Origin of the sequence: Micromonospora sp. NPDC047738, assembly GCF_040642675.1 — a bacterium.
Classification (GTDB): Bacteria; Actinomycetota; Actinomycetes; order Mycobacteriales; family Micromonosporaceae; genus Micromonospora.
This window is the reverse complement of record NZ_JBEYSO010000024.1, coordinates 31,534-58,437: the sequence shown is the minus strand read 5'-3', so window position 1 is coordinate 58,437 and position 26,904 is coordinate 31,534. Positions and strand designations below refer to the sequence as shown.

Annotated in this window: 22 protein-coding genes and 2 riboswitches; of the genes, 10 read left to right on the top strand and 12 right to left on the bottom strand. The window is 74.2% G+C overall.

Going from position 1 to position 26,904, the window contains the following annotated elements:
- Positions 1-62: 62 nt before the first annotated feature.
- Positions 63-2,249: an ATP-dependent DNA helicase gene (locus ABZ783_RS28475; RefSeq protein ID WP_357443427.1), complete on the top strand. Its 2,187-nt coding sequence runs from the start codon at positions 63-65 to the stop codon at positions 2,247-2,249.
- A gap of 99 nt (positions 2,250-2,348) precedes the next feature.
- On the opposite strand, the gene ABZ783_RS28470 is transcribed toward ABZ783_RS28475, so the two are convergent.
- On the bottom strand, positions 2,349-3,629 hold the full coding sequence (locus tag ABZ783_RS28470) for an AI-2E family transporter (protein WP_357443527.1): 1,281 nt from the start codon (positions 3,627-3,629) through the stop codon (positions 2,349-2,351).
- 173 nt (positions 3,630-3,802) lie between these two features.
- On the opposite strand from ABZ783_RS28470, the gene ABZ783_RS28465 reads away from it, so the two are divergent.
- Both ABZ783_RS28465 and ABZ783_RS28460 read left to right on the top strand, forming a co-directional pair.
- On the top strand, positions 3,803-4,150 hold the full coding sequence (locus ABZ783_RS28465; RefSeq protein WP_357443425.1) for a co-chaperone GroES: 348 nt from the start codon (positions 3,803-3,805) through the stop codon (positions 4,148-4,150).
- A gap of 76 nt (positions 4,151-4,226) precedes the next feature.
- Positions 4,227-4,394: a hypothetical protein gene (locus ABZ783_RS28460; RefSeq protein WP_357443423.1), complete on the top strand. Its 168-nt coding sequence runs from the start codon at positions 4,227-4,229 to the stop codon at positions 4,392-4,394.
- A gap of 89 nt (positions 4,395-4,483) precedes the next feature.
- On the opposite strand, the gene ABZ783_RS28455 is transcribed toward ABZ783_RS28460, so the two are convergent.
- A complete protein-coding gene (locus ABZ783_RS28455) occupies positions 4,484-5,968 on the bottom strand; it encodes a PrsW family intramembrane metalloprotease (RefSeq protein WP_357443421.1) in 1,485 nt (494 codons plus the stop codon).
- Positions 5,969-5,991: 23 nt separating this feature from the next.
- Positions 5,992-6,112: riboswitch (SAM riboswitch) on the top strand.
- Positions 6,113-6,161: 49 nt separating this feature from the next.
- Between ABZ783_RS28455 and ABZ783_RS28450 the strand changes: the two genes are divergently transcribed.
- Positions 6,162-7,481 carry an aminotransferase class V-fold PLP-dependent enzyme gene (locus ABZ783_RS28450; protein ID WP_357443419.1) on the top strand — a complete coding sequence of 440 codons (1,320 nt, stop codon included), beginning with the start codon at positions 6,162-6,164 and terminating at the stop codon, positions 7,479-7,481.
- A gap of 104 nt (positions 7,482-7,585) precedes the next feature.
- Here the strand turns inward: ABZ783_RS28450 and ABZ783_RS28445 are convergent, their stop codons facing one another.
- A complete protein-coding gene (locus ABZ783_RS28445) occupies positions 7,586-8,845 on the bottom strand; it encodes an FUSC family protein (RefSeq protein WP_357443525.1) in 1,260 nt (419 codons plus the stop codon).
- Between the two features lie 71 nt (positions 8,846-8,916).
- Between ABZ783_RS28445 and ABZ783_RS28440 the strand changes: the two genes are divergently transcribed.
- A complete protein-coding gene (locus ABZ783_RS28440; RefSeq protein ID WP_357443417.1) occupies positions 8,917-9,558 on the top strand; it encodes a metal-dependent phosphohydrolase in 642 nt (213 codons plus the stop codon).
- On the opposite strand, the gene ABZ783_RS28435 is transcribed toward ABZ783_RS28440, so the two are convergent.
- Positions 9,524-9,811, bottom strand: a complete 288-nt coding sequence (locus tag ABZ783_RS28435; RefSeq protein WP_357443415.1) for a DUF4031 domain-containing protein — start codon at positions 9,809-9,811, stop codon at positions 9,524-9,526. The two genes, ABZ783_RS28440 and ABZ783_RS28435, sit on opposite strands and share 35 nt — an antisense overlap.
- A gap of 58 nt (positions 9,812-9,869) precedes the next feature.
- On the opposite strand from ABZ783_RS28435, the gene ABZ783_RS28430 reads away from it, so the two are divergent.
- Positions 9,870-11,270, top strand: a complete 1,401-nt coding sequence (locus ABZ783_RS28430; protein WP_357443413.1) for an FAD-linked oxidase C-terminal domain-containing protein — start codon at positions 9,870-9,872, stop codon at positions 11,268-11,270.
- A gap of 3 nt (positions 11,271-11,273) precedes the next feature.
- Here the strand turns inward: ABZ783_RS28430 and ABZ783_RS28425 are convergent, their stop codons facing one another.
- On the bottom strand, positions 11,274-11,750 hold the full coding sequence (locus ABZ783_RS28425) for a hypothetical protein (RefSeq protein ID WP_357443411.1): 477 nt from the start codon (positions 11,748-11,750) through the stop codon (positions 11,274-11,276).
- 94 nt (positions 11,751-11,844) lie between these two features.
- Positions 11,845-13,662, bottom strand: a complete 1,818-nt coding sequence (locus ABZ783_RS28420; protein ID WP_357443523.1) for a glycerol-3-phosphate dehydrogenase/oxidase — start codon at positions 13,660-13,662, stop codon at positions 11,845-11,847.
- 73 nt (positions 13,663-13,735) lie between these two features.
- On the opposite strand from ABZ783_RS28420, the gene ABZ783_RS28415 reads away from it, so the two are divergent.
- The 3 genes from ABZ783_RS28415 to ABZ783_RS28405 all read left to right on the top strand — a co-directional run bounded on the left by ABZ783_RS28415 (position 13,736) and on the right by ABZ783_RS28405 (position 17,598).
- Positions 13,736-16,258: a S8 family serine peptidase gene (locus ABZ783_RS28415; RefSeq protein WP_357443409.1), complete on the top strand. Its 2,523-nt coding sequence runs from the start codon at positions 13,736-13,738 to the stop codon at positions 16,256-16,258.
- A gap of 75 nt (positions 16,259-16,333) precedes the next feature.
- Complete coding sequence (locus ABZ783_RS28410; protein WP_357443407.1) at positions 16,334-17,263, top strand: GNAT family N-acetyltransferase; 930 nt, start codon at positions 16,334-16,336, stop codon at positions 17,261-17,263.
- A 92-nt stretch (positions 17,264-17,355) separates the two neighbouring features.
- The gene (locus ABZ783_RS28405; protein WP_357443405.1) at positions 17,356-17,598 is read left to right on the top strand and encodes a hypothetical protein; all 243 of its coding nucleotides are present in this window, start codon (positions 17,356-17,358) and stop codon (positions 17,596-17,598) included.
- A 65-nt stretch (positions 17,599-17,663) separates the two neighbouring features.
- On the opposite strand, the gene groL is transcribed toward ABZ783_RS28405, so the two are convergent.
- From groL to ABZ783_RS28390, 3 genes are all read right to left on the bottom strand, one after another.
- Positions 17,664-19,286, bottom strand: a complete 1,623-nt coding sequence (gene groL, locus ABZ783_RS28400; RefSeq protein WP_357443403.1) for a chaperonin GroEL — start codon at positions 19,284-19,286, stop codon at positions 17,664-17,666.
- Between the two features lie 277 nt (positions 19,287-19,563).
- Entirely contained in the window at positions 19,564-20,616 is a 1,053-nt protein-coding gene (locus ABZ783_RS28395; RefSeq protein ID WP_357443401.1) for a hypothetical protein, read from the bottom strand.
- A 415-nt stretch (positions 20,617-21,031) separates the two neighbouring features.
- Positions 21,032-21,235 (bottom strand): cold-shock protein, encoded by a 204-nt coding sequence (locus ABZ783_RS28390; protein WP_018787966.1) that lies wholly within the window; start codon positions 21,233-21,235, stop codon positions 21,032-21,034.
- 285 nt (positions 21,236-21,520) lie between these two features.
- Between ABZ783_RS28390 and ABZ783_RS28385 the strand changes: the two genes are divergently transcribed.
- Complete coding sequence (locus ABZ783_RS28385; protein WP_357443398.1) at positions 21,521-22,051, top strand: GNAT family N-acetyltransferase; 531 nt, start codon at positions 21,521-21,523, stop codon at positions 22,049-22,051.
- 266 nt (positions 22,052-22,317) lie between these two features.
- Here the strand turns inward: ABZ783_RS28385 and paaN are convergent, their stop codons facing one another.
- The 3 genes from paaN to thrC form a co-directional block, all read right to left on the bottom strand.
- Complete coding sequence (gene paaN / locus ABZ783_RS28380) at positions 22,318-23,991, bottom strand: phenylacetic acid degradation protein PaaN (protein WP_357443396.1); 1,674 nt, start codon at positions 23,989-23,991, stop codon at positions 22,318-22,320.
- Positions 23,992-24,043: 52 nt separating this feature from the next.
- Positions 24,044-25,063, bottom strand: coding sequence for a GNAT family N-acetyltransferase (locus ABZ783_RS28375; protein WP_357443394.1), 1,020 nt, complete (start codon positions 25,061-25,063; stop codon positions 24,044-24,046).
- 359 nt (positions 25,064-25,422) lie between these two features.
- Positions 25,423-26,712, bottom strand: a complete 1,290-nt coding sequence (gene thrC / locus ABZ783_RS28370; protein ID WP_357443392.1) for a threonine synthase — start codon at positions 26,710-26,712, stop codon at positions 25,423-25,425.
- An 11-nt stretch (positions 26,713-26,723) separates the two neighbouring features.
- Positions 26,724-26,855: riboswitch (SAM riboswitch) on the bottom strand.
- Between the last annotated feature and the right edge of the window lie 49 nt (positions 26,856-26,904).

The following is a 26,904-nucleotide window of genomic DNA, read 5'->3' as shown; positions in this document are numbered from 1 at the left end:
GGCCACGCGACGCGATCGGCAGGTAACCGGACGCGACCCGGCCGGATCGCGCCACGCGGCGGATGGGCGGGACCGCTGTCGGCGGCGGCGGGTACGGTCGCACGGTGACCCCGCCCCCTGCCGCCACCGGTCCCGCCGTCAGAAAGCAACGTCGGGGCACCCGGCCCGGCGGCGGCGAGCTGCTGGCCGCCGCGGTCGGCGCGGTCCCCGGGGGCGCGACCCGGCCTGGTCAGCAGCAGATGGCCGAGGCGATCGAGCGGAGCATCGCCTCCGGCGAGCACCTGCTGGTGCAGGCCGGCACGGGCACCGGCAAGTCGCTGGCGTACCTGGCCCCGGCGCTGGCCGTGGACGGCCCGGTGGTGGTCTCCACCGCCACCCTGGCGTTGCAGTCCCAGCTGGTCGACCATGACCTGCCCCGGCTGGCCGACGCGGTGGAGCCGCTGCTCGGCCGCCGCCCCACCTTCGCGGTGTTGAAGGGTCGGCACCACTATCTCTGCCTGGCTCGGCTGGACAACTCGGTCGAGGAGGAGCCGGAAGACACCCTCTTCGACACGCCCCGGCCTGGCGGGGGCACCAAGTGGCTCGGCGAGGCGGGCCGGCTCGGCAAGCAGATGCAGCGGTTGCGCGACTGGGCGGAGGAGACCGCCACCGGCGACCGGGACGAGCTCGACCCGGGCGTCGACGACCAGGTGTGGCGGTCGGTCTCGATGCCGGCCCGGGAGTGCGTGGGCGCCACCCGCTGCCCGTTCGGCCAGGAGTGCTTCGCCGAGGCCTCGCGGGTCCGGGCCCGCGAGGCGGACATCGTGGTGACCAACCACAGCCTGCTCGCCGTCGACATGCTGGCCGGCCGGCACATCGTGCCGCCGCACAAGCTGCTGGTCGTCGACGAGGCACACGAGCTGGCCGACCGGGTGTCGTCCGCCGCCCAGGCGGAGCTGGTCCCGGAACTGATCGACCGGTCCGCCCGCCGGGCCCGGCCACTGCTCCGCCCGGAGGTCGCCGAGCGGCTCACCGAGGCGGGCGACGCCCTCGCGGTGGGGCTGGCCGAGGCGCCGGCCGGGCGGCTCACCGCTGGCCTGCCGCCGCCCCTCCGGGAGGCGTGCACGCTGCTCGACGCGGCGACCCGGGCTGCGCTGGAGGCGATCGGCGAGATCAAGGCCGACGACCCGGACCCGGTCCGCAAGCAGCAGGCCAAGGCGGTGCTGGACGAGCTCTCCACCACCGCGCAGCGGCTGCTGGAGGAGGCCGACCACGACGTCGCCTGGGTGGAGAAGCCGGAAAACGGCAGCCGGCGGGCACTGGTGGTCGCGCCGCTCTCGGTCGCCGGCACGCTCGCCACCCACCTGTACGACGAGCGCACCGTGGTCGCCACCTCGGCGACGCTGGCGCTGGGCGGCCGGTTCGACACGGTGGCCCGGGCGCTGGGGCTGGAGGCGCCGCCGCCCGCCCCGCCCTCCCCGGCCGCCGCCGCGCTGGCCAGCGCGGCCGCTGCCGGCCGCACCGGCGCCGCCACCGGGCCGGTGGCGAGCACTCCGGGGAGCCGGGCCGCGGTCGGGACGGTGCCGGCCACCGAGGGGCCCGGCTGGCGCTCGCTCGACGTCGGCTCGCCGTTCGACTACGCCCGACAGGGCATCCTGTACGTCGCCGCGCACCTGCCCCGGCCCAGCGTCTCCGGGCTGCCCGAGGCGGCCGGCGAGGAACTACTGGCGCTGGTCGGCGCGCTCGGTGGGCGTACCCTCGGGCTCTTCTCCTCGCGGCGGGCCGCGCAGCAGGCGGCGGAGTTGCTCCGCGCGCGGACCGACCTGCCCGTGCTGCTCCAGGGCGAGGAGGCGTTGCCGCTGCTGGTCCGCCGGTTCCGGGAGGAGCGGGAGAGCTGCCTGTTCGGGGTGATGTCGCTCTGGCAGGGGGTGGACGTGCCGGGTGACGCCTGCCAACTGGTGGTGATCGACCGGCTGCCCTTCCCCCGGCCGGACGAGCCGCTCGCCGCCGCCCGCGCGGCGGCGGTGGACGCCGGCGGCGGCTCCGGCTTCGCGGCGGTCAGCGTGCCGATCGCGGCGGTCCGGCTGGCCCAGGGCGTCGGCCGGCTGATCCGGGCGACCGGCGACCGCGGGGTGGTGGCGGTGCTCGACTCCCGGCTGGAGACGGCCCGCGGCTACGGCCCGTTCCTGCGGCGCTCGCTGCCGCCGTTCTGGTACACCACCCGCCCGGACGTGGCCCGGGGCGCGCTGGAGCGCCTCGGCAAGTCCTGACCCCCGCCCGGCGTTGACGCCACTCCGGGTGCGGCCGGCGCGGTTCCGACGGTCCGCGCGCCGGCCGCACCCGGAGTGGATCGAGCCGGGGGACGCGCGTCAGGGGGCCTGGGAGGCGACCACCACGGCGTCCGGTGGGGTGTCCGGGACGGTCCGGGCGGCGAGCCGACGGATCGCGGTGTTGAGCACCGCGATCAGCGGCACCGCGACGAGCGCGCCGGCGATGCCGGCGAGAACCACCCCGGCGGCGATCCCGATGATCACCGCGAGCGGGTGGATGGCCACCGCCCGACCCATGATCAGCGGCTGGAGCACGTGCCCCTCCAGTTGCTGCACGCCGATGACCGCGCCCAGGATGATCAGCGCGGTGACCGGGCCGCTGTCGACCAGCGCCACCAGCACGGCCACCCCGCCGGAGAGCGCGGCTCCGACTATCGGGATGAACGCCCCCAGGAAGACCAGCGCGGCCAGCGGGAACGCGAACGGGATGTTGAAGATCACCAGGAAGATCCCGATGCCGACCGCGTCGATGAAGGCGACCAGCACGGTGGCCCGGACATACGCGCCCAGCGTCGCCCAGGAGGCCCGGCCGGCGTCGTCGACCTTCCACCGGGCGGCCACCGGCAGCAGCCGGACCAGGAACCGCCAGATCTTGTTGCCGTCGCGGAGGAAGAAGAAGGTCGCGAAGAGCACCAGGATGGTGCCCGTGAGCACCTCGGCCAGGGTGGCGGCGGTGGAGAGGGCGCTAGTGGTGAACGTCTTGGAGTTGCCGCTGATCCACTTCTGCGCCTCGTCGATGTAGTGGTTGATCTGGCTGTCGGACACGTGCAGCGGGCCGGTCTTGAGCCAGCTCTGGATCTGCCGCACGCCCTGCGACGACTTGTCGCTCAGCTCCGGCACGCCGGCGATGAACTCGTTCACCACCAGGGTCAGCGTGCCGACCACCGCGGCCAGGCCGCCGACGAGCACCACCCCGGTCGCCAGCGACCGCGGGAAGCGGGCCTTGAGCAGCCAGCCGACCGCCGGGGCGAGCAGCGCGGAGAGCAGCAGCGCGATCGCCAGCGGAATGATCACGATGCGGATCGTGCCGACGATCTTGAGCAGCGCCCAGGCCACGAGGCCGATCACGATCAACCGCCAGGACCAGGCCGCGGCGATCCGCAGGGCGTGCGGCACGTCCGCGTCGTCCCGGCTGGTGGTCGAGTTGTGCAGGGCCGCCGGAGGGGCCACCCCGGCCGTCGGGGCGCTGGCGGGGGCGGCCGGGCCCGGCGTGGACGGCGAGGGCGCCGCCGACTCCCCCGGCGCGTCGTCAGGGTCGATCCGGTCGGCCCGCGCCGACTGGCGGCCGGACTCGTACGCACGGCGGAGCCGTCTGCGCATCCGCTCGAAGCGGCTCAAGCGCACCTCCCGCAATTCTGGTCCGCCCACGACACAGGGCGGACAGGATACGTCCGTCCGCCCCACCCTAGGGCGAGTTCGCCACACATTGCCCCTGTCCCGCGCCAATCAACCACGCCGACGGTCGACCACGGGGCACGCGGTAGCGTCTTCGCGTGACCGTCGACCAGAACCTCGACTCCGGCCTGCCGATCCGTCTGCTGCACGACCGCGTGCTGGTGCGTACCGAGGGCGGCGAGGGTGAACGCCGGTCCACCGCCGGCATCGTGATCCCGGCCACCGCGGCCGTGGGCAAGCGGCTGGCCTGGGCTGTCGCCGTGGGGGTGGGCCCGAACGTGCGCTCCATCGTCGCCGGCGACCGGGTGCTCTTCGACCCCGACGACCGCTCCGAGGTCGAGTTGCACGGGCGGGCGTACGTGCTGCTGCGCGAGCGGGACGTGCACGCCGTCGCCGCCGAGCGGGTGGAGAACGAGTCGACCGGTTCGACCGGCCTCTACCTGTAGCCGCCCGCCCCGGGGTGCCGTTTGCGCCGCTTCCCCCTGGGAAGCCAGGCAAGCACCAGCGCCCTGGGGAGGGACCATGCCGGTATTCGTGAAGAAGCTGCTGATCGTGGGAGCGGTCGGCTTCCTGATCTTCTTCATGGCGTTCCGGCCGGACGGCGCGGCGCAGCTGTTCAAGTCGATCGGCGCCCTCCTGATGGCCATCGCCCAGGGCCTCGGCGACTTCCTCAGCGGCCTGATGGCCTGACCTCGCCGCTGTCCCGCCACCGTCAGGCCCTCGGGGGTCAGGGCGCGGCCGGCACCGGAGACCGGGTGCCGGACCAGCCGGGCGGGCCGTCAGGCTCCGGGGGGCCAGGGCGCGGCCGGTCGGTGGCCGTACCAGCCGGGCGGGCCGTAGGGGGACGGCTGGGCCGGGGGCGGGGCCAGCACCACCGGGATCGGCACCACCGGCTCGTCCGGAGCCGCCACCGGCCGCTGCGAGCCGTCCGGGAACCGCAGGTGGTAGTGCTGCCCGTCCCAGACGCCGACCGGGGCCTGCGGATCCCGCCCCACGAAGAACGACCGGTACGCGGTGATCGCGTCCAGCAGCTCCCGTTCCTCCCGTAGGGTCCGCTCCCGTTCGGCCGGCTTCCGGTCCAGCCCGCGGCGCATCCCGTCACGCAGCAGCGCCAGCCGGGTGGCGGCGAACTGGTAGCCCCGCATCGCCTTCAACCCGCCGTCGCCGGCCACCCGCCGGGCCCAGGTACGCGCGGCGTGCCGCCGCCCGAGGCTGCCCAGCGCCGCCACCTCGGGCGGGGTGAGCCAGCCGGCCCGGACGTAGTCCGGCAGGGTCCGCTCGGTGAGCCGCCCCTCCCAGGCGCGCAGCCAGACCGCCAACCCGACCATGCCGAAGAAGATCGGCACCATCACGCCGATGTAGCCGTACAGCACGATGATCGGCTGCCCGGTGGCGACGGCCAGCGACGGCAGCAGGTTCCAGGTGCCGTGCAGCATCATCGCCAGCAGCAGGCCGGCGATCGGGGCGAGGACGCGGATCCGCCGGTCGGCGGTGCGGGCGGCGACGCCCAGCCCCACCCCGGTCATCGAGGTGAACAGCGGGTGGGCGAAGCCGAAGAGCAGGATCCGCACGATGAAGATGGCGATGACCTGCTGCGCGCCGGTGGCCGGTCCGTACTCCTCGACGCCGGTACGGTAGCCGTATCCGCCCAGGTAGAGGATGTTCTCCACCATGGCGAAGCCGATCGCGGAGAGCCCGCAGTAGACCAGCGCGTCGGTGATCCCGGAGAACTCCCGGCGGCGGAAGATCAGCAGCAGGATCGGCCCGGCCGCCTTGGTCAACTCCTCGATGAACGGGGCGACCAGCACCGCGGTCAGCGCCTCGGGCAGTCCCCAGTCCTTGAACAGCCGGGCGCCGGTCTCGTTGACCAGCAGCGAGATGGCGGTGGAGACGAACGCGCCCCAGGCGAAGCAGAAGATCAGATACTTCAGCGGCTCCGGCTCGTACCGGTCCAGCCAGAGGAAGCAGGAGACCAGCACCGGCACCGGCAGGATCGCCGCGACGACGCCGACCAGCAGGGCCTCGGCGCCCAGGCTCTCGCCGAGGGTGAAGACCATGAACACCGCGCCGGCGGCGATCAGCAGCACCACCGCGGCGAGCGCCAGGATCCGCCGCCAGCCGAGCCGGCGCAGCGGCATCCGGGGGGTCGACGACCCCGGCGGCGGGAGGGCGGGCGCGGACGGCGGCGGCGGCAGGGCGCCGCCGGGCGGGGTGTCGGCCATGCGGTCAGCGTAGTCACCCGTGGCCCTCTGGTCCGGCCGCATCGGGCCCGGTATGCTGCCGGGCAGGTCACGAGCGCCAGCGTCAAGCCCCGGCTTGCTGGCCGGCAACCCTCGTCGAGTTCGCGGTGGGGTGCCCCGGGTGATGACCGGGCCCAGCCCGAACCGCGTGCTGGGCAAGCGCGGACCCCGTCCCGGTAGCCCACCCCGGGGTCCCCTGGACCCGGGAGGTTCCGGCATGACCGTCACCGTCGTACCCACACTGCCCACGCTGCCCACACTGCCGGCGTCGAGCCGGCCGGATCCGCTGGGTGTGCTCGGCGTACCCGGGGAGATCAACCTGGACTATGCCGCCAGCGCGCCGTGCGCGCGGGCCGCGGCCGACGCGGTGGCCGAGCTGCTGCCCTGGTACGCGAGCGTGCACCGCGGCGCCGGCGCACTGTCGCGGCGCTGCACCCTGGCCTACGAGCGAGCCCGGCAGACGGTCGCGGACTTCCTCGGTGCCCGCCCGGACGACCACGTGATCTTCACCCGGAACACCACCGACGCGGTCAACCTGCTGGCCCGGGCGCTGCCGGCCGGCACCACCGTGGTCACCTTCGCCGGTGAGCACCACGCCAATCTGCTCCCCTGGCCGCGCGGCTCGGTCCGGCTGCCGGTGCCGGCCAGCCCCGCCGAGGCGGTACGCGCCCTCGACGCCGCCCTCACCGAGCTGCGGCGGGGCAGCGCGGGAACGGGTGTGCAGGCCGGGCAGGCCCGGGTCGGCGCCGGAACCCGGCCGGGCCTGCCGGTGCTGGTCGCGGTGACCGGCGCGAGCAACGTGACCGGGGAATGCTGGCCGGTGGCCGAGCTGGCCCGGGTGGCCCACCGGCACGACGCCCGGATCCTGGTGGACGCGGCCCAACTCGCCCCGCACGTCCCGGTGGACCTGGCCGCGCTGGACGTCGACTACCTGGCCCTCTCCGGCCACAAGCTGTACGCCCCGTTCGGCGCGGGCGTGCTCGTCGGGCGCGCTGACTGGCTGGACGCGGCCCCGCCGTACCTCGTCGGCGGTGGGGCCACCAGCCACGTCGGCGCGGCCACCCACGAGGTGCGCTGGGCCGACGGGCCGGCGCGGCACGAGGCGGGCACCCCGAACCTGCTGGGCGCGGTGGCCCTCGCAGCGGTCTGCGCCGCGCTGACCGAGGCGGACCGGGACGAGCTGCACGCCCGGGAGCAGGCGCTGCTGACCCGGCTGCGGAGCGGGATCGCAGCCCTGCCGCACGTGGTGGAGCTGCGTACCTTCGGGCCGGACGCGCCCCGGGTGGGCATCGTCTCCTTCGTGGTCGCCGGACGGGACTCGGCCGAGGTGGCCGCCCACCTGGCCGACGCGCACCGGATCGGGGTGCGGGACGGGCTCTTCTGCGCTCACCCGCTGGCCCGGCGGCTGCTCGCCGAGGCGGCGGCGCGCAGCGGCCGGCGGGATCTGCCGCCGACCGCGCTGCGGGCCAGCCTCGGCCTCGGCACCGCCCCCGCCGACGTCGACGCCCTCCTCACCGCGCTCGCCACCCTCCCCTGACCGCCGCCCGCCACCGGATCGGCCACGGGGAAGCGGGGCTATTCGCTACCGGATGGCCACTCTTTCGGTGAAGCTGCAGTCAAACGGGACACGCGGGGCGGGGGTCAGCCGACGGGGGGTGCGGTGGGGGGCTTGGGGGATTCGCCCTGGTCGGGTGGACCGCCGGTCCGCTGCTCCCGCTCGCCGAAGGCCTGCCGGATCAGCCGGTTCGCCTCCTCCTGGTCGATGCCGGAGGCCACCATGAGGTCGCTCGCCGCGGTGCGGATCTGGGCGATCACCACGCTGCCAGAGAAACCCACCCCCTCGGCGTACGCCCGGCTGGCCTCGCTGACCGCGCGCAGGGACCGTTCCCGGGCCTTCTGCGGCTCCTCCCCCGCGGCGAACTCCTGGCGGAGCAGGCGGACCGACTCGGCGAGGTGGCTGATCGCGTCGGGCATCGGCCCGGGGATCGGCTCCTCGTCCTCGATCAGGGTGACCGAGCGACGGATCAGGGTGCCGCTGTTGCGCATCGCCCGGTCGATCGGGTCGGCCGCCTCGGCGTAGTGGGTCAGCTCGCTGCGCCGGTGCCAGCGGGCCGGCGAGATGGTGGCGGTCTCCTTGGCGCCCTCGATCGCCTCGGAGAGCGCGGCCAGTTCCTCCTTGTTCTCCCGAAGCCGGAGCAACGCCTGCTGCGCCGCGTGCCGGTCCCGATTGCGCAGCGCCTCCGCGCAGGCCTGGAGCTGGTCGGAGAGGAGGTTCAACGCCGGCCGGGCGGCCCGGTTGATCACGCGTAACGGGTTCAGCGGCAGCAGGACCGCGGTGACCAGCAGCGCGATGCCGCCACCCACCGCCGCGTCGATGAAGCGGGGCACCTCCAGATTCTTGGTGGACGGGCTGAGCGTCACGATCAGCACGGCGGTGGCCGCCGCCTGGATCACCACCGCCACGCTCGCCCCGGCGAAGATGCTCAGCAGGATCGCCGCGGTCACCACCAGACCGAGCTGCCAGGCACCGGTCCCGAGGACGTAGATCAGGCCGTCGCCGAGCAACACCCCGATCGCCACCCCGACGATCAGCTCCACGGTCCGGCGGAACCGCTGGCCGACGGAGGCGGCCAGGGTGCCCACCGCGGAGATCGGGGCGAACACCGGCTGCGGATTCTTGAGCAGCCGGTGGGAGACCAGGTAGGCCAGGGCAGCGGCGAGGCCCGCCTGGACGGCGAGGCCGGCGGAGGTACGCACCCGGTGCAGCCGGTCGTGCCAGGTGGCCCGGCCCCGGTGGCGGAGCTCGTCCATCGCCTCGGCGATCCGGGCCCCGTCGACGTCGACCAGTCCCTCGCGCAGCCGTTTACGCCGCAGGAACGGCAGTCGTCGGTCCCGGGCCACGGCCATGGCCGGGACTACCCGTCCTTCACGGGGTGAATCCTCGTCCCGAGCGGTGGGGCAGACTGCACCGGGTGGACGAACTGATGCAGCGGTGGCGGGACGCGGCCCGCGCGGCAGGCGCGGTCGACCCGGCCGCCGTGGCGGGAGCCGGGGTGCGGCTGCTGGCCGGGTGGCGGGAGCCGCACCGGCACTACCACACGGTGGCGCACCTGCGGGCGGTGCTCGACGTGGTCGACGCGTACGCCGGGCAGGCCCGGCGGCCGGAGCTGGTCCGGCTGGCGGCCTGGTGCCACGACGCCGTCTACGACCCGCGGGCCGGCGGGGACGCCAACGAACGGGCCAGCGCGGAGCTGGCCGGCGAACTGCTCGCCGACCTCGGGCTGCCGGCGGACGCGGTGGCCGAGGTACGCCGGCTGGTGCTGCTCACCGCCGGGCACGTGGTGCGGGCGGACGACCCCGACGGGGAACTGCTGTGCGACGCCGACCTGGCGATCCTGGCCGCCCCGGCCGACCGCTACGACCGCTACGCGGCGGCCGTCCGGCGCGAGTACGCCCACGTCCCCGAACCGGCCTTCCGCGCCGGCCGGGCGACGGTGCTGGCCGGCCTGCTGGCCCTGCCCGCCCTCTACCGCCTCCCCGAGCCGCATGCCCGCTGGGAGGAACCGGCCCGGGCCAACCTCACCCGGGAACTCGCTGCCCTGGAAGGCGGGTGAGGTGCTTGGGGCGGCGCAGCCCGGCGTCCCGCAGCAGCCGCACGAGTTCCCGGGAAGGGACCACCCGGGCGCCGAGCCAGACGGCCATCGGGAACCGCTCCGCCGGCAGGTCGTAGTGGTCCCGGTCGAAGCCGCGGCGGGGTGCGCCCAACGCCTCGGCGAAGGCGTGCAGCTCGGCGTACGAGACGTCGCTGATCAGGTGCGACCAGAGCCGTCCCTGCGAGGGCACCACCGGCCGGTCCAGGTACAGCATGGCGACCAACGGTACGCCCGGTTGATGATCACGACCGGCACGACTTAGCCTTCCCGGCATGGCCGGTACCCCCCTCCTCGACGATCTGCGGGCCGCGCTCGGCGACACCGCGGTGCTGACCGACCCGGATCTGCTCCGCAGCCACGAGCGGGACGAGGCCGACCTCTGCGCGGCGGGTACGCCGCTGGTGGTGGTCCGTCCGCGCACCACCGAGGAGGTGGTGGCGGTGGTCCGGGCGGCGGCCCGGCACGGCGTACCGGTGGTGCCGCAGGGGGCGCGGACCGGGCTGGCCGGCGCGGCGAACGCGGTCGACGGCGCGCTGCTGCTGAGCACGGTGGCGATGGACCGGATCCTGGAGATCGACCCGGTGAGCCGGATCGCCGTGGTGCAGCCGGGCGTGGTCAACGCGGCGCTGGCCGGCGCGGTGGCGAAGCAGGGATTGTGGTATCCGCCGGACCCGGGCTCGTGGGAGTCGTCCACCATCGGCGGCAACGTGGCCACCAACGCGGGCGGCATGTGCTGCGTCAAGTACGGCGTGACGACGGAGTACGTGCTCGGCCTGGAGGTGGTGCTCGCCTCCGGCGAGGTGCTGCGCACCGGCCGACGGACCGCCAAGGGCGTCGCCGGGTACGACCTCACCCGGCTCTTCGTCGGCTCGGAGGGCACCCTCGGCGTGATCACCGAGGTGACCGTCTCGCTGCGGCCGGCACCCGAGGAGTCGCTCACCCTGGTCGCGGTCTTCCCCACCACGGCGGCGGCCGGCACGGCGGTCGCCGGCATCGCCGAGCGCGGGCTCACTCCGAGCCTGCTGGAGCTGCTCGACCAGACCCATCTGCGGGCCATCGAGGCGTACCGGCCGATGGGGTTGCGGACCGACGCGCAGGCGCTGCTGCTGGCGGCGGTGGACACCGGCGGGCGGGCGGCGGACGACCTGGCCCGGCTCGCCGAGGTGTGCACGGCGGCCGGCGCCGACGAGGTCTACGCGGCCACCGACGCGGCGGAGGCGGCGGCGCTGCTCCAGGCCCGGCGGCTGGCCCATCCGGCGATGGAGAAGTTCGCCGCCGACACCTTCCCGGGCGGCAACGGCGGCCTGGTCATCGACGACGTGGCGGTGCCGCGCGGCGCGCTCGCGGCCCTGCTCGACGGGGTGGCGCGGATCGCCGGGGAGTGCGGCGTGCCGATCGGCGTGGTGGGGCACGCCGGCGACGGCAACATGCACCCGAACATCGTGGTCGACCGGGCCGACCCGGCCAGCGTGGCGCGCGGCCGGCGGGCCTTCGACGAGATCATGCGACTCGGGTTGGACCTCGGCGGCACCTGCACGGGCGAGCACGGCGTGGGGCTGCTCAAGCGGGACTGGCTGGCCCGGGAGATCGGCCCGGTCGGCATCCGGGTGCACCAGGCGATCAAGCAGGCGCTGGACCCGGCCGGCCTGTTCAACCCGGGCAAGGTGTGCTGACGCTCAGCCCTTGTCCTCGGCCGGGGTGGTCTGGGTGAGCAGCAGCAGGATCTCGTTGGCCACCGGCGGCTTCTCCTCGCCCGGGCAGTCCTGCGAGGTGATGGTCAGCTCCGGCGAGATCAGCAGGGTGGAGGTCAACGCGTCGATGCAGGTCTGCTTGTAGTGGCGGGCCTGGTCGGTCTCCTGCGCCAGGGCCGGGTCGGCGAGCATCCGCTGCAACCGCTGCGTCTGCTCCGGGTTGAGCGACCCGGTGGAGTCGACCCCGTCGCCGGCGCAGTCCCGGCACTGCCACCGCCCGCTCGGGTCCACCTCGAGCGTGCGGACCGGGCCGTCGGTGCCGAGCTTCTGGATCAGCGAGACCCGCCGGGACTCGCCGGCGACGGCCGTCGCGTTGCCCGCCCCCGGGTTGGTGCCGCCCTCGGCCTGGCCGAACAGCGAGCAACCGGTCAGGGCGGTCGCCAGCAGGACGCCGGCGGACATGAGCGGAACGCGCGACCATGACGGGCGGAGCACGGAGGGAACCTACACTTCCGTAGGTAGCGCCCGATACCCTCCGAACGACGTTACCCGCTGGTCACCGCGAGGACGACGGCAACTCGGCGGCGTCGCCCTCGCCGCCCCGGTCCGCCGCGAAGCCGCGGACGTCCGGAGCGCCCAGCCGCGCCGCGTCGGCGGCCACGTCGTCCGGCATCAGCTGCGACCGCCGCTCGGCCTCCACCCGGGCCCGGTATACCGCTACCTCGCGAGCCCGGGTCGCCGCGTCCCAGCCGAGGACCGCACCCATCAGCTCCGCGGCGTGCTCCGCCGACTCCAGGCCGCGGTGGCTGGTCTCGATGGAGATCCGGGTACGCCGGGTCAGCACGTCCTCCAGGTGCAGCGCCCCCTCGGCGCGGGCCGCGTAGGTCACCTCGGCGGCCAGGTACTCGGGGGCACCGGCGAGCGGCGAGCCGAGCAGCGGGTCGGCACCGACCAGGGCCAGCACGTCGAGGGTGAGCGTGCCGTACCGCTCCAGCAGGTGCTCGACCACACCGACCGGCACCCCGTGCCGGCGGGCCAGGTCGGCCCGGTCCCGCCACATCGCCGCGTACCCGTCGGCGCCGAGCAGCGGCAGGTCGGCCGTACGCGACGGGCGCGTCCCGCCCAGCCGGTGCACCGCCCGGTCGACCACGTCCGACGCCATCACCCGGTACGTCGTGTACTTGCCGCCGGCCACCAGCAGCAGCCCGAGCATCGGCTCGACCACCGCGTGCTCGCGCGAGAGCTTCGAGGTGGAGTCCGCCTCGCCGGCCAGCAGCGGGCGCAGCCCGGCGTACACGCCCTCGATGTCGTCGGTGGTGAGCGGGCGGTCCAGCACGGTGTTGACCTGCTCCAGCAGGTAGTCGATGTCCCGGGCGGTGGCCGCCGGGTGGGACCGGTCCAGCCGCCAGTCGGTGTCCGTGGTGCCGATGATCCAGTGGCCGCCCCACGGGATGACGAAGAGCACGCTGGTGGCGGTCCGCAGGATCAGCCCGGCCTCGCCGGTGATCGCCGAGCGGGGCACCACCAGGTGCACGCCCTTCGAGGCCCGGACCCGCAGGCCGGGGCGCAGCCCGACGTCGTCGAGCATCCGCGACATGTCGTCGCTCCACACCCCGGTCGCGGCGATCACCGTGCGGGCGCGTACCTCGAACTCGGCGTCGGGCGAGCCGGCGGGCGCCTCCAGGTCGCGGACCCGGACCCCGGTGACCTCGCGGGCCTGCCGGAGCAGCCCGACGGCTTGGGCGCTGGTCACCACGGTCGCCCCGAGGCTGGCCGCCGTGCGCGCCAGCGTCACCACCAGGCGGGCGTCGTCGACCTGCCCGTCGTAGTAGCGGATCGCCCCGGCCAGCTTGTCGGCGCGCAGGCTCGGGAAGACCCGACGGGTGCCCTCGCGGGTCAGGTGCCGGTGCAGCGGCATGCCGCGCCCGCCGCCGAAGAGCCCGGCGAAGGCGTCGTAGGCAGCCACCCCGGCGCCGTAGTACGACCGGCGGAAGAAGCGCCCGGGCAGGTCACTCAGCCGGCCCTCGGCAGGAAGCGGGACCAGGATCGGCACCGGGCGTACCAGGTGCGGGGCGAGCCGGGTGGCGAGCAGCCCGCGCTCGGTCAGCGCCTCGTGGACCAGGTGGAACTCCAACTGCTCCAGGTAGCGCAGGCCGCCGTGGATGAGCTTGCTGGACCGGCTGGAGGTGCCGGCGGCGAAGTCCCGCGCCTCCACCAGGGCCACCTTGAGCCCGCGGGACGCCGCGTCGAGGGCGGCCCCCGACCCGGTCACCCCACCGCCGATGACCAGCACGTCGAAGCGCTCGGCCCGGAGGCGGCGCAGGTCGTCGGCGCGGCGCTCGGCGGAGAGTTGACCGGCCGCGGATCGGGACACGTTCGGGTCGCGCACCCGTCCACGGTAACCGTCCGCACGCCACGGCGGCACGCGCCGCCCGGGCCGTACGGTGATGGTCATGGTCTTCGGTCCCCCCGCAGCCCCGGTCCCGCCACCGGTTCCCGCTCCCCGTCGGTCCGGGCCCTGGCCGGTGGTCGCCGCCGTGCTCACCGGCGCCTGGGCCGTCTTCGTGACCGTGCCGGGCCAGGTCGCCGGCTGGGTGGTCGACCAGGTGGTGCTCACCTCGGGTCTCCACCGGGCGGTGCTGACCTGGCCGGTGGTCGTGCTGGTCACCGTGCTGCTGGTGGGCGCGCCCACCCTCGCGCTCGCGCTGCTGCCCCGCTCCCCGGCGGTCCGGGCCACCGGCCGCGCCTGGCTCGCCGGGACGCTGGCGCTCGGCGCGCTGACCCTGCTGCGGACGGTGCCGCCGGTGCACGAGGAGGCGTACCTGGCCGCGCTGGCCGCCACCGGGGCCCTGCTCGCGCTGGTGCTCGGCCGGCTGGCGCGCCGCCGCGCGGACGCCACGCCCCCCGACGTGGTGACCGGCCCGGAGCACCCCCCGGCTGGCCCGGCCGGCGTGCCGCCGGGCTCGGCTCCCGCGCCACCTCGTGGCGGTGGGCCGGCGGGCGGCCGGCGGGCGGACCCGGTGACCCTGCTGGCGGTCGCCGCCGGGCTGGTCACGCTGCTGCCCTGGGCGTGGGTGGGCGCGCTCGGCGGGGTGCTGGAAACGGTGCTCGCCGGCCTCGCCGCCGCCGCGCTCGGCGCACTCGCCGCAGCCCTGCTCGACGCAGCCTTCTGGGCCCGGTTCGCCGTCGGCGCACCGCCCCGGCCGGCCCGGCTGGTGCTGGTCGGCGGGCTGGTCGCCGGGGTCACCCTGGTGCTGCTGGCCGCCGGGGCCGGGCAGTCCGGGGCGCAACTGCCGGCGCTGGTCGTGCTGCCGCCGCTCGGCGTCGTGCTGGGCGCGTTGGAGGTCGCGGCCCGGCGGGCCGGCGCGCCGGCCGGCCGCCGCCCGGTCCGCTGGCTGGTCGGCCTCGCGCTGCTCGGGCCGCTGGCGTTCACCGACCCGGAGGAGATCACCGTCCTGCTGGCCACCAGCCGCGACGTCCCGTTCTGGGTGGCGGTCGCGACCGGCGCCGCGTTCGTCGTCGCGGTCCTGCTCGCCATCGGGTACGGGGTGCTGCTGGCCCGGCCCCGCGCCCGCGCCCCGCGCCGCAACGCGGCCGGGCTGGCCGCCGCGGCCCTGCTCGCCGCCGTGGCCGTGGTCTACGTCGTCCCCGGCCAACCCGGCCTGTACGGCGAGCGGCTGCTCGTGGTGCTGCGCGAACAGGCCGACCTGACCGGCGTCCCGGCCGGGGCGCCCGGGCGGGCCGGCCGGGACGCGCGGGCGGCCGAGGTGTACCGGCGGCTGGTGGCCACCGCCGACCGGACCCAGGGTGACCTGCGCCGCGAACTGACCCGGCTGCGCCTGCACCCCACGCCGTACTACCTGATCAACGCCATCGAGACGGACGGCGGGCCGGCGGTACGGGCCTGGCTGTCCGGGCGCCCCGAGGTGGGCCGCGTGCTGATCAGCCAGCGGCTGCGCCCGTTACCGGCGGCGGCGCCCCCGGCCCGGGGCAACCAGCCGGCGCCCGCCGGTCCGGTCTGGAACGTGTCCCTGATCGGCGCCGACCGGGTCTGGTCGGAGCTGAAGGTGACCGGGACGGGCGTGGTGGTCGGCAGTTCCGACTCCGGGGTGGACGGTCGGCACCCCGCCCTGGCCGCCGGCTTCCGGGGCGGCGACGACTCCTGGTACGACCCGTGGGAGCACCGCCGCACGCCCGGCGACCGAGGTGGCCACGGCACCCACACGATCGGCAGCGCGGTGGGCCGGAACGGGATCGGCGTGGCCCCCGGGGCGGACTGGGTCGGCTGCGTCAACCTGGACCGCAACCTGGGCAGCCCGGCGCATTATCTCGACTGCCTCCAGTTCATGCTGGCGCCGTTCCCGCCGGGCGGGGACCCGTTCACCGACGGTCGGCCGCAACGCGCACCCGACGTGCTGACCAACTCGTGGGGCTGCCCACCGATCGAGGGTTGTGACCCGGGGGCGCTGCGGCCGGCGACCGCCGCGCTGGCCGCGGCCGGCATCCTGGTGGTGGCCGCGGCCGGCAACTCCGGCCCGTACTGCGGCTCGGTGTCCGACCCGCCGGCGCCGTACCCGGACGTGCTGACGGTCGGCGCGGTGGACCGGGCCCGGCAGCTCACCCGCTTCTCCAGCCGGGGACCGGCCGGAGCGGGCATCGCCAAGCCGGATCTGGTCGCGCCCGGCGCGGGGGTGCTGTCGGCGTACCCCGGCGGCGGCTACACCACCCTGGACGGCACCTCGATGGCGACGCCGCAGGTGGCTGGGGTGGTGGCGCTGATGTGGTCGGCGAACCCGGCACTCGTCGGCGATCTGGCCCGGACCCGGCGGATCCTGCTCGACACCGCCGCGCCGGCCAGGGTGCCGCCGGACGCGGCGCGCTGCGGCGGCCCCGCCGACGAGGTCGGCGCCGGCGTGGTCGACGCGTACGCGGCGGTCCGCGCCGCGCAGCGCGCCGGATCACCCTCCTGACACCCGGGTCGCCGTTGGCACCCGGACCGGTCGGGCGGTGCCGGACGGCGGACGGATGACCTAGGGTCGGCGACCATGGACGCGGAGATCATCGAACTCGGCCCGAACCGCCTGCCCGCGATCGTCGACCTCTGCCGGCGGGCCCTCGACCTGCCCGAGGACGCGGCCGAGGCGCCGGCCATCGTGGACACCCTCGCCGCCCGCGCGGCGGCCGACCGGCCGGTGCTGCGGCTCGGCGCGGTACGCGGCACCGAGCTGATCGGCGTGCTGGTCGGGTCGCGGTCCCAACGGGACCCCGAGCTCGGCCACGTGGACCTGCTGGCGGTGGCGCCGGCGCAACGGCGCCGGGGCGTCGGGCGGGCCCTGCTGGCCGAGGCGGAACGGCGGCTCGCCGGGCTGGGCGCGACCGAACTGCTGCTCGCCGGGAACCCGCCGTACTACGCCTGGCCGGGGATCGACGTGCGGTACACCCCGGCGGTCTGCCTCGCGCTACGGCTCGGCTACCGGCAGGACCGGACGGCCTGGAACATGACCGTGGACCTGGCCGAGGGCGCACCGGCGGTGCGTACGACCGAGCCCGCCGAGCGCCGGCTGGCCGACCAGGGCGTCACGGTACGCCGGGCCGAGCCGGCGGACCTGCCCGCGCTGGCCGCGTTCGCCCGGTCCACGTTCGGCGGGACGTGGGACGGCGAGCTGGCCGGTTCGCTCGGGCGGTCGGGCGCTGGCGCGCACCTGGCGGAACGGGACGGCGAGGTTCTCGGGTTCGCGGCGTACGGCTCATCCCGGCCGAGCTGGTTCGGGCCGATGGGTACGGCCCCGGCGGCCGAGGGCTCGGGCATCGGTGGGGTGCTGCTCCGGCGTTGCCTGCGCGACCAGGCGGTAGCGGGAATCGGCACGGCGCAGATCGGCTGGGTGGGTCCGGTGCCGTTCTACGCGGGCGCGGCGGGGGCCAGGATCGAGCGGGTTTTCTTTCTGTACCGGAAGGCGCTGGGTGGACAGGAATGACTAATGGGGCGAAAAGTGCATAGACGCTAATAATGCCATTCCGGCCCGTGGCCATTGACCGCCCCCTACGGTCGAGTCATAAGGAGGCAGCCATGACCACGGACGACGAACGGACCGACGACCAGCCGACGAGCTGGCACCCGGTCGGCGAGGTCTCCGGCCAACTGCCGTTCGACCGGCTCGACTACGGCGACGCCGAGCAACTGGTGGAGATGGCCGGCATCGACGAGCCGGCCAGCGACGAACCGCTGCAACTGGTGGACGAGCCGATCCGCATCCCGCCGCCGTACGAGCGGGTGCACAAGCGGCGAAACCAGCGGCGGCTGCCGACGTGAGACACGGAACGGGGGCGGACCGCTGACGCGGCCCGCCCCCGTTCGGCGTGCTGGTGGAGCTGGACTCAGAAGTCCATCTCCCCGCCACCCGGGCCAGCCGGGGCGGCCGGGGTCTTCTCCGGCTTGTCCGCCACGACGGCCTCGGTGGTGAGGAACAGCGCGGCGATCGACGACGCGTTCTGCAGCGCGGAACGGGTCACCTTGGCCGGGTCGATGATGCCCGACGCGAGCAGGTCGACGTACTCACCGGTCGCGGCGTTGAGGCCGTGGCCCGGGTTGAGGTTGCGGACGTGCTCGACGACGACGCCACCCTCCAGGCCGGCGTTGACGGCGATCTGCCGCAGCGGGGCGTCCAGCGCGATCTTGACGATCTGGGCACCGGTCGCCTCGTCGCCGGCCAGGTCCAGCTTGTCGAAGGCGGTCTTGCCGGCCTGCACCAGCGCGACACCACCACCCGGGACGATGCCCTCCTCGACGGCGGCCTTCGCGTTGCGGACGGCGTCCTCGATGCGGTGCTTGCGCTCCTTCAGCTCGACCTCGGTGGCCGCGCCGACCTTGATCACCGCAACACCGCCGGCCAGCTTGGCCAGGCGCTCCTGCAGCTTCTCCCGGTCGTAGTCGGAGTCGCTCTTCTCGATCTCGGCCCGGATCTGGTTGACCCGGCCCTGGATCTGCTCGGCGTCGCCGGCGCCGTCGACGATGGTGGTCTCGTCCTTGGTCACCACGACCTTGCGGGCGCGGCCCAGCATGTCGAGGCCGACGGCGTCGAGCTTGAGGCCGACCTCCTCGCTGATGACCTGACCACCGGTGAGGATGGCGATGTCGGCGAGCATGGCCTTGCGGCGGTCACCGAAGCCCGGCGCCTTGACGGCGACCGACTTGAAGGTGCCCCGGACCTTGTTGACCACCAGGGTGGCCAGGGCCTCGCCCTCGATGTCCTCGGCGATGATCAGCAGCGGCTTGCCCGACTGCATGACCTTCTCCAGGATCGGGAGCAGGTCCTTCACCGACGAGATCTTGCTGTTGACGATCAGGAGGTACGGGTCGTCGAAGACGGCCTCCATACGCTCCGGGTCGGTCATGAAGTACGCGGAGATGTAGCCCTTGTCGAAGCGCATACCCTCGGTGAGCTCCAGCTCCAGGCCGAAGGTGTTGCTCTCCTCGACGGTGATGACGCCTTCCTTGCCCACCTTGTCCATCGCCTCGGCGATGATCTCGCCGACGCTGGTGTCACCGGCGGAGATGGAGGCGGTGGAGGCGATCTGCTCCTTGGTCTCCACGTCCTTGGCGAGCTTGAGCAGCTCCTCCGAGACGCTGGCCACGGCCGCCTCGATGCCCCGCTTCAGGGCCATCGGGTTGGCGCCGGCGGCCACATTGCGCAGGCCCTCGCGAACCAGGGCCTGGGCCAGGACGGTCGCCGTCGTCGTGCCGTCACCGGCGACGTCGTCGGTCTTCTTCGCGACCTCCTTGACCAGCTCGGCGCCGATCTTCTCGTACGGGTCCTCGAGCTCGATCTCCTTGGCAATGCTCACACCATCGTTGGTGATGGTGGGGGCACCCCACTTCTTCTCGAGCACGACGTTGCGGCCCTTGGGGCCGAGGGTCACCTTCACGGCGTCGGCGAGCTGGTTCATGCCCCGCTCGAGGCCGCGGCGCGCCTCTTCGTCGAACGCGATCATCTTGGCCATACGGCGTTGTCCTCCTGGACACTCACGGGCCACCCGAGTGTGTGCCCCCCGGATGGGCCGCCTGGTGTACGCACCTTGGGACGTCGCCACCTGGCGACGGCGACGTCCGCAGGCCGGGCCGGATAGCCCGCGACGACCGGCCTCGTGCCACTCCGGCGCCATCGAGACGCCGGCGTGGCCGTGGCCCTACCGCCCCGACCATTGGCACTCAACGTATGCGAGTGCCAATGACCTGTTTAGCACTCTCCCTAGCCGAGTGCAAGCACGATGCCCCCGCTCAGCCGAGTTCCGCGGCCAGCCGGGCGGCGTTCACCGGCCCTTCCTGGGCCCGCTGCTCGGCGTACGTGACGACCAGTCCGACCAGCTGCGCCAGGTACACCGGGGTGACCAGCACGGCGGCGACCAGCGACACCGCGACGGCTCCGGCCGCCGTGCCCGGGGTGGCCATCGGCTCCGCCCCGAACGGGAGCTGGCCCACACCCTCGATCACGGCGCCGGCCAGCGACCCGACGACGACCGCCGCGGCGACCAGCGCGACCCGGCCCAGCACCATCCCGAACCGCTGGTGGAACAACCGGAAGGCGCGGCCGATCGGCTCCTGCCGCTCGAACAGGTAGATCGGACCGAACAGGGCGACCGCGAAGGCCGCGTAGATCCCGGGCAGCACGCAGAGGCAGAAACCGACCGAGATCAGCAGGGTGGCGACGATGGTCCAGCCCCAGACGCCGAGGGCCCGACGCCATCCGTACCGGAGGGCGGCCCCGACACCGGCCGGCTCGCCGGCCGCCTGGCGGGCCACCACCCAGGTGCCCGCGGCCCAACCCGCGCTCTGCAGCGGGCCGAAGATCAGGGCGGCGAGGAGCACCAGACCGTAGAGGGCGAACACGTCCTGGAAGTAACCGTCCGGCAGGACCGGGGCGCCGTCCGGCGCGGTGGTGGGCTGCGCCGTCGGGAGGAGGACGAGCGTGAGGATCGACATCACCGCCGCCGGGACCGTCTGGGTGAGCAGCATGATCGGCAGCAACTGGCGCCAGCCGCGCTGCACCGCCCCGGTGCACCGGGCGAACCAGCCACCGATGCCGGCGTACGGCGGCGTGACCAGGGGGTCACCCGGGTCCGCGCCCGGATACCAGCCGTACGGCTGGCCGGGCATCGGGGCACCCGGCCAGGCGCCGGCCGGCACGGGACCGCCCGCGGCCGGCCACACCCAGCCCTGCGGCTGCGCGGCCGGATCCGTCGGGTACGCCTCCCAGGGCTGCCCGCCGGGCACCTCGTACCCCGGCTGGCCGGGCCCGATCGGCGGTCCGGGCGGCGGAAACTGGCCCGGCACGACAGGCTGCCCGGGCGGGACCGGGTGGCCCGGCAGGACGGGCTGGCCGGGCAAGACCGGCTGGCCGGGTGCCGCCGGATATCCAGGCTGGCCGGGTTGCGCCGGCGCTGCGGGGTCACCGGCGCTGGGCTGGGCGGGCACACCCGGAACTGTCGGGGTGGACTGTCCGGGTGTGGCCGGTTCGCCCGTATGCCCCGCCGCCGAGCCCGGCTCGAAGGCTGGCGACGTCGACCGGGTCGGGTCGGCCGGGGGACCGGACGACGCCGGGGGCACTGGCTCGGTGGAACCCGACGGGGGCTGGTCGGACATGAACCCTCCTCAGCGTGACGGCTGGAATGGCTCATGATCTTTCACGGTGCGCGCCGGCACCGCAGCCCCTGATCGGGTGGAAAGCCGCCGGTCGGGCGGCGACGGGTCAGGCGATGAGGCGAACCCGCTCCGCCTGCGGACCCTTCTGGCCCTGCGCGATCTCGAACTCGACCCGCTGGCCGTCGTCCAGCGCCTTGTAGCCGTCCATCTCGATCGCGGAGAAGTGGACGAAGACGTCCTGCCCGCCGTCGACGGCGATGAAGCCGTAGCCCTTTTCGGCGTTGAACCACTTGACGGTGCCCTGTGCCACGGTGCACTTCCTCACTCTGCGCGGCGTTCCACAACCCGGAAACCGGCGGACCGGCACCGGCGGACCACCGGTTCGGCGATCGGCGACGACCGCTGAATCGGTGACCGAAATCGCACGCTACACGAGGCGTGACGACCGCGCACGACCACAAATCGGGCATATTCGGGCCAGCAGCCGACCCGGACGGGCAGAGCCGGCATACCGGGGTGCGGGTGGCGGGCCCTGGTCCTCAGGAGTCCGATTCCGCCCCGCCCTAAACTGCAAGGTCTCCTCGAAGGAGTTCTGATGATCAGCGCGCCGACCACTACCGTGACCCGCCCCGGGACCGTCCGCCGGGTCCGGCCCGAGGACGCCGCGCGAATGCGGGCGCTCCGGCTGGAGATGCTCGCCGATTCGCCGCTGGCGTTCCTGGAGACCGTTGCCGAGGCCGCCGCCCGCCCGCACGCCGACTACGCGGCGCGGATCGCCTCGGTCGCCGACGGCACGGTGACCGCCCAGTTCGTGGCCGATCCGGGCGGTCGGCTGGTCGGCCACGCCGGGGGCACGGTCGTCCCGGGAGAGCCCCAGCTGACCGTGATCTACGCCGTCTACGTCACGCCGACATGGCGCGGCAACGGGCTGCTGGGCGCGCTGGTGGACGAGGTGGCCGCCTGGTCCCGCGCCTGCGGCCGGCCCGAGCTGATGCTGGAGGTGGTGGTGGGCAACGACCGCGCCTACCGGGCATACCGGAAGCTCGGCTTCGTCGACACCGGCGTACGCGTCCCGCACCCCAAGATCCCGGCCCTCAACGAACTCCAGATGCGCCGCCCCGCCTGACCCCGCCACCCGGCGACAACACCCGAGGCAGCGCCGGAGAACGCCCCCGAACCAAGGACCCCACCCAGGGGCAGCACCCGAAGATCACCCACCTCCGGGCCGAAGCCGCGGGAGCAGGGCGACCCGGACGGGTTTCCGGGGCAGGCCGCCTCGCGGAGGGATCAAGCCTGACCGCCCGGAGCGAGGTGGCCTGCCCCGGAAACCCCAACAAGGCCCCCGGAAACCTCAACAAGGCCCGCCCCGGAAACCCCAACAGCAACAGACGATTAGACGTGCCGACGCGACTGCACGATGCGGAACCGGTTCGACACGTAGGCGCCATCAGTAAGAGCAGAGTTGGCAGCCGGGTTCGCCCCCGACCCGTGGAAGTCGGAGAACGCCGCCGACTGGTTGACGAAGACCCCGCCGGTCAGGTTGCAGGACAGGTGCACGCCCGCGTCGATCGCCGCCGCCTCGGCCGCGTCCAGCACCGCCTCGTCGGTGGAGTAGACACCGGCGGTGAGCGCACCCTTCTCCCCCACCGTGGTCCGCAGGATCGCCAGGCTGTGCGCCGTCGAGTCGGTCGCGATGGCGAACGAGATCGGCCCGAACCACTCCCGCGAGTAGGTCGCCGTGTCCGCCGCGTCCAGCTTGACGATGGTCGGCGTACGCACCACCGCGCCGGGGAAGGACGGGTGCTCGACGGTCCGCGACTCCAGCACCGGCTCGCCGACCTTGGTGACCTCCTCCAGCCGCTCCAGCACGCCGTCGTTGACGATCGCGCCGGTCAGCTCGACGCCCCGGGCCGGGTCGGCGGTGAGCTTGCCGACCGCCCCGGCGATCCCGGCGGCCACCTCGTCGAAGCTCTTGTGCCCCTGGTCGGTCTCGATGCCGTCCCGGGGGATCAGCAGGTTCTGGGAGGTGGTGCACATCTGGCCGCTGTAGAGGGTCAGCGTGAAGCCCAGGTTGCGGCACAACCCGGCGAAGTCGTCGGTGGAGTCGATGACCACCGTGTTCAGGCCGGCCTTCTCGGTGTAGACGGCCGCCTGCCGGGCGTTGACCTCCAGCCAGTCGCCGTACTCGGTGGAACCGGTGAAGTCGACGATCTTCACGGCCGGGTGCAGGGCCAGGGTGGAGGCGAGCTTCTCGCCCGGCGCCTCCGGCGCGAGCTGCACCAGATTGGGGTCGAACCCGGCCTCGGCGAGCACCTGGCGGGCGTACTTCACGGTGATCGCGAGGGGCAGCACCGCGCGCGGGTGCGGCTTGATGATCACCGGGTTGCCGGTGGCCAGCGAGGCGAAGAGCCCCGGGTACGAGTTCCAGGTCGGGAAGGTGTTGCAGCCGATCACCAGCGCCACGCCGCGCGGCACCACGTGGAAGGTCTTGGTCATCCGCAGCGGGTCGCCCTTGCCGGCGGCCTTCTCCCAGCCGGCCGTGGCCGGGTGGCGGGTCATCTCGGAGTACGCGTAGGCGATCGCCTCCAGCGCCCGGTCCAGCGCGTGCGCGCCGCCGGCCTGGAAGGCCATCACGAACGCCTGGCCGCTGGTGAACTGCACCGCGTTGGCCAGCTCGAAGACGTTCCGGTGCAGCCGGTCGAGGATCTCCAGGCAGACGCCCGCCCGGGCCTGCGGGCCGGCGTCGCGCCAGGCCGGCAGGGCGGCGGAGGCGGCGGCCACGAGCTGGTCGGCGGTGGTGTGCGGGTAGCGCACGTCCAGCTCCAGGCCGAACGGGCTGACCTCGGTGGCGACGCTCTGCCCGTCACCCGCCTGGTCGAGGGGGAAGTCGGCCTTGAGGTACGCCTCGAAGGCCGCCTTGCCGTCCGCGGCGGCGGTCTCGCCGTACACCCGGGGGCTGGGCGACTCGGGGTAGGCGGACCAGTACCCGCGCTCCGTGATGGCGGTCAGCGCTCGGTTGAGGGTGTCGGCGTGCCTGTCGTACAGGGGGTGCGGGGTCTCCGTCATGCCCGCCATCATGCAACAGCGAGCCACCAGATCAGTAGGGGCGTGTCACAAGTCAGATCGTCAGCTGCCAGTCGGTCGAGCCGGCCGCGGGCCGGTAGCCGAGTTGCTCGTTGATCGCGATCATGTGGGTGTTCGTCGCCGCGTTGAAGGTGTCGATCACGCGCAGCTCCGGTTCGTGCGCCAGCGCGTGGTCGAGGTTCTCGATCTTTGTGAGCAGCCCGAGCCGGTGGCCCCGGTGGTCCGGGTCGACGATGGTGATCTGCTGCCAGGCGTGCCAGGTGGTGTTGGCGGCCAGGCTGACCATGCTCCAGGCGACCAGCCGGCCGGACGCCTCGTGCACCGCTCCGACGTTGTACCGGCGGACCCCGCGCGCGTCGAGCGCCCGCTCCGTGCCGCGGATCCGCTCGGCGTCGACCTTCTCCTGCTCCCATTCGAGGTCACCGAGGGGCGCGTCCACCAGGAGCCGCCCCTCCAGGTAGGCGACGTCGGCGACGTACTCCTCCGGGGTGTGGTTCGACCAGCGGACGGTGCGGTAGCCGGCGGCGGACGTGCGGGCCCCGGCGAGCAGGCCGGCCAGGCGCGGCCGGTCGAGGGCGGTGACGTCCAGCCGGCGGCGGACGTCGGCGAGCGCCGGCTTCGCGCCGACGGTGGCGGCGAAGGCAGCCCCGGGCAGCTCCCGGGCCTCCTCGCCGGGCAGGGCGGTGACGGTCGAACCGACCAGCCGCTTGCCACCGCGTTCCCGCAGCAGCCGCAGCCCGTGCTCGTGCAGCGCCCGCCCCACCCCGCGCCGCCGGTAGGCCGGGTCCACCACCAGCTCGACGCTGGCGTTGTCGGTGTTGTCGAGGGTGTGCAGGTACAGCCGGAGCCAGCCGGCGGGCACCCCGTCGAGGCGGGCGACCCACCAGCGGGTGTCGATGCCCGGCATCGGGTGCCGCAGCGGCGCCTCGAACCGCCGCCGGCACAGCGGCGGGAGGTCCGGCTCGTCCACGGCCTGGGCCGCGGCCGCCGTCCGGTACACCGCGTCGAGGGTCGCCTGGTCGGCGGGATCGAGGGGAGAGACGGAGATGCCCATGCCCCCGAGCGTGGCCCACCGCACAGCGAAGGGGCCAGCGGTTTTCCGCTGGCCCCTTCGGATGCTGGTCGGGAGGGACGTCCGCACAACGCCTCCGGCGTTGGGTCGCAAGAACTTGAAAAGTCTCCGGCGGATGCCCTCCCGCACCGAGCATCTTGCGCCGTCCAATTCCTGCCGTCAAGTCCTTGTCGGCGGGTTTTCCACACTCACAGCGAAAAGCCAGTTACCCGGCGGATCGACCCGATCCCCCGTCCGGGCGATCCGCCCTCCCCCGCATCGTCGAGTTGATCAAGGGGTTTGCGTCCCAGCGCGCGTCGTTCTGGACCCAAACCTCTTGATCGACAAGAGCGGCGGCGCGGTCAGCTGAGGAGGCCGGCGTCGCGGGCGGCGCGGAGGGAGGGCTTGATCCGGTGGGTGGGGCCGACCTGGTCGGCCACCGCGTCGAGGGTCTTGAGGCCCTCGCCGGTGTTGAAGACGACGGTCTCGGCCGCCGGGTCGAGGCGCCCGGACTCGACCAGCTTGCGCAACACCGCCACGGTGACGCCGCCGGCGGTCTCCGCGAAAACCCCGGTGGTACGCGCCAGCAGCCGGATGGCCGCGCGGATCTCGTCGTCGTCGGCGTACTCCATCCAGCCGCCGGTGCGGCGGACCGCCTCCAGCGCGTAGAGCCCGGCGGCGGGGTCGCCGATGTTCAGCGACTTGGCGATGCCGGTCGGCTTGACCGGGACGATGGTGTCGCTGCCGGCGTGCAGCGCCGTGGCGATCGGGTTGCAGCCAGCGGACTGGGCGCCGAACACCTTCCAGCCCCCGGCCGGCGCCTCGACCAGCCCGACCTCGACCAGCTCGGAGAACGCCTTGTCGATCTTCGTGAGCAGCTCGCCGCTGGCCATCGGGATGACCACCTGGGCGGGGATCCGCCAGCCGAGCTGCTCGGCCACCTCGTACCCGAGAGTCTTGGAGCCCTCGGCGTAGTACGGCCGCACGTTGACGTTGACGAACGCGGTGTCCTCGAACTCGTCGGTCTCCACCAGCTCGCCGCAGAGCCGGTTCACGTCGTCGTACGAGCCGTCGATGGCGACCAGCTCGCCGCCGTAGACGGCGGTGGTCACCACCTTGCCCTGTTCCAGGTCGCCGGGGATGAAGACCACCGAGGGCGCCCCCGCCCGGGCCGCGTGGGCGGCCACCGAGTTGGCCAGGTTGCCGGTGGAGGCGCAGGCGTACCGGGTGAAGCCGAGCGCCCGGGCGGCGGTCAGCGCCACCGAGACCACCCGGTCCTTGAACGAGTGCGTCGGGTTGGCGCTGTCGTCCTTGATCCAGAGCGGGGCGGTGAGGCCCAGCTCGGCGGCGAGGTGCGGGGCCGCGACCAGCGGGGTCAGCCCTGGGTTCAGGGTCACCCGGGTGGCCGGGTCCTGGCCGGCGGGGAGCAGGCCCGCGTACCGCCAGAGGTTCTTCGGGCCGGCCTCGATCTGTTCGCGGGTGACCGTGGCGAGGGCGGCGGTGTCGTAGTCGACCTCCAGCGGCCCGAAGCACTCGTAGCAGGCGTGCTGGGCGGCGAGCGGGTAGCGCGCGGAACAGCCGCGACAGACCAGGGCGCGGGCCGGGCTGAGGGTGGTGTCGATGCCGGAGCTGGCGGGAAGCGTCGACGTCATGGCGAGGTGTCCTCTCATCTTCCCCCGCATCGCCTTGTGCGGCGGGGACGGAATTGGCACCTGCCGGCGACGCTCGTCGTCGAGCGCGCGGGTGGTTGCCGGGGCGTCATCGGGCCGTATCCCTCAGCCCCTCTGGATGAGGTATGCAGTTGTGGCACCGAGTCTATGCAGGTCCACCGCCCGCACCAACGG

Coding starts and splice junctions, on each gene's coding strand:
- ABZ783_RS28435 (WP_357443415.1), bottom strand. CDS start 9,811: ATGCTGTACCTGGACCGGCCGGTGGTGCCCTCGCAGGGACGGCTCTGG.
- ABZ783_RS28450 (WP_357443419.1), top strand. CDS start 6,162: ATGACCGTCACCGTCGTACCCACACTGCCCACGCTGCCCACACTGCCG.
- ABZ783_RS28375 (WP_357443394.1), bottom strand. CDS start 25,063: ATGGGCATCTCCGTCTCTCCCCTCGATCCCGCCGACCAGGCGACCCTC.
- ABZ783_RS28455 (WP_357443421.1), bottom strand. CDS start 5,968: ATGCGGCCGGACCAGAGGGCCACGGGTGACTACGCTGACCGCATGGCC.
- ABZ783_RS28425 (WP_357443411.1), bottom strand. CDS start 11,750: ATGTCCGCCGGCGTCCTGCTGGCGACCGCCCTGACCGGTTGCTCGCTG.
- ABZ783_RS28475 (WP_357443427.1), top strand. CDS start 63: ATGGGCGGGACCGCTGTCGGCGGCGGCGGGTACGGTCGCACGGTGACC.
- ABZ783_RS28415 (WP_357443409.1), top strand. CDS start 13,736: ATGGTCATGGTCTTCGGTCCCCCCGCAGCCCCGGTCCCGCCACCGGTT.
- ABZ783_RS28410 (WP_357443407.1), top strand. CDS start 16,334: ATGGACGCGGAGATCATCGAACTCGGCCCGAACCGCCTGCCCGCGATC.
- ABZ783_RS28385 (WP_357443398.1), top strand. CDS start 21,521: ATGATCAGCGCGCCGACCACTACCGTGACCCGCCCCGGGACCGTCCGC.
- ABZ783_RS28460 (WP_357443423.1), top strand. CDS start 4,227: ATGCCGGTATTCGTGAAGAAGCTGCTGATCGTGGGAGCGGTCGGCTTC.
- ABZ783_RS28430 (WP_357443413.1), top strand. CDS start 9,870: ATGGCCGGTACCCCCCTCCTCGACGATCTGCGGGCCGCGCTCGGCGAC.
- paaN (WP_357443396.1), bottom strand. CDS start 23,991: ATGACGGAGACCCCGCACCCCCTGTACGACAGGCACGCCGACACCCTC.
- groL (WP_357443403.1), bottom strand. CDS start 19,286: ATGGCCAAGATGATCGCGTTCGACGAAGAGGCGCGCCGCGGCCTCGAG.
- thrC (WP_357443392.1), bottom strand. CDS start 26,712: ATGACGTCGACGCTTCCCGCCAGCTCCGGCATCGACACCACCCTCAGC.
- ABZ783_RS28405 (WP_357443405.1), top strand. CDS start 17,356: ATGACCACGGACGACGAACGGACCGACGACCAGCCGACGAGCTGGCAC.
- ABZ783_RS28470 (WP_357443527.1), bottom strand. CDS start 3,629: ATGCGCAGACGGCTCCGCCGTGCGTACGAGTCCGGCCGCCAGTCGGCG.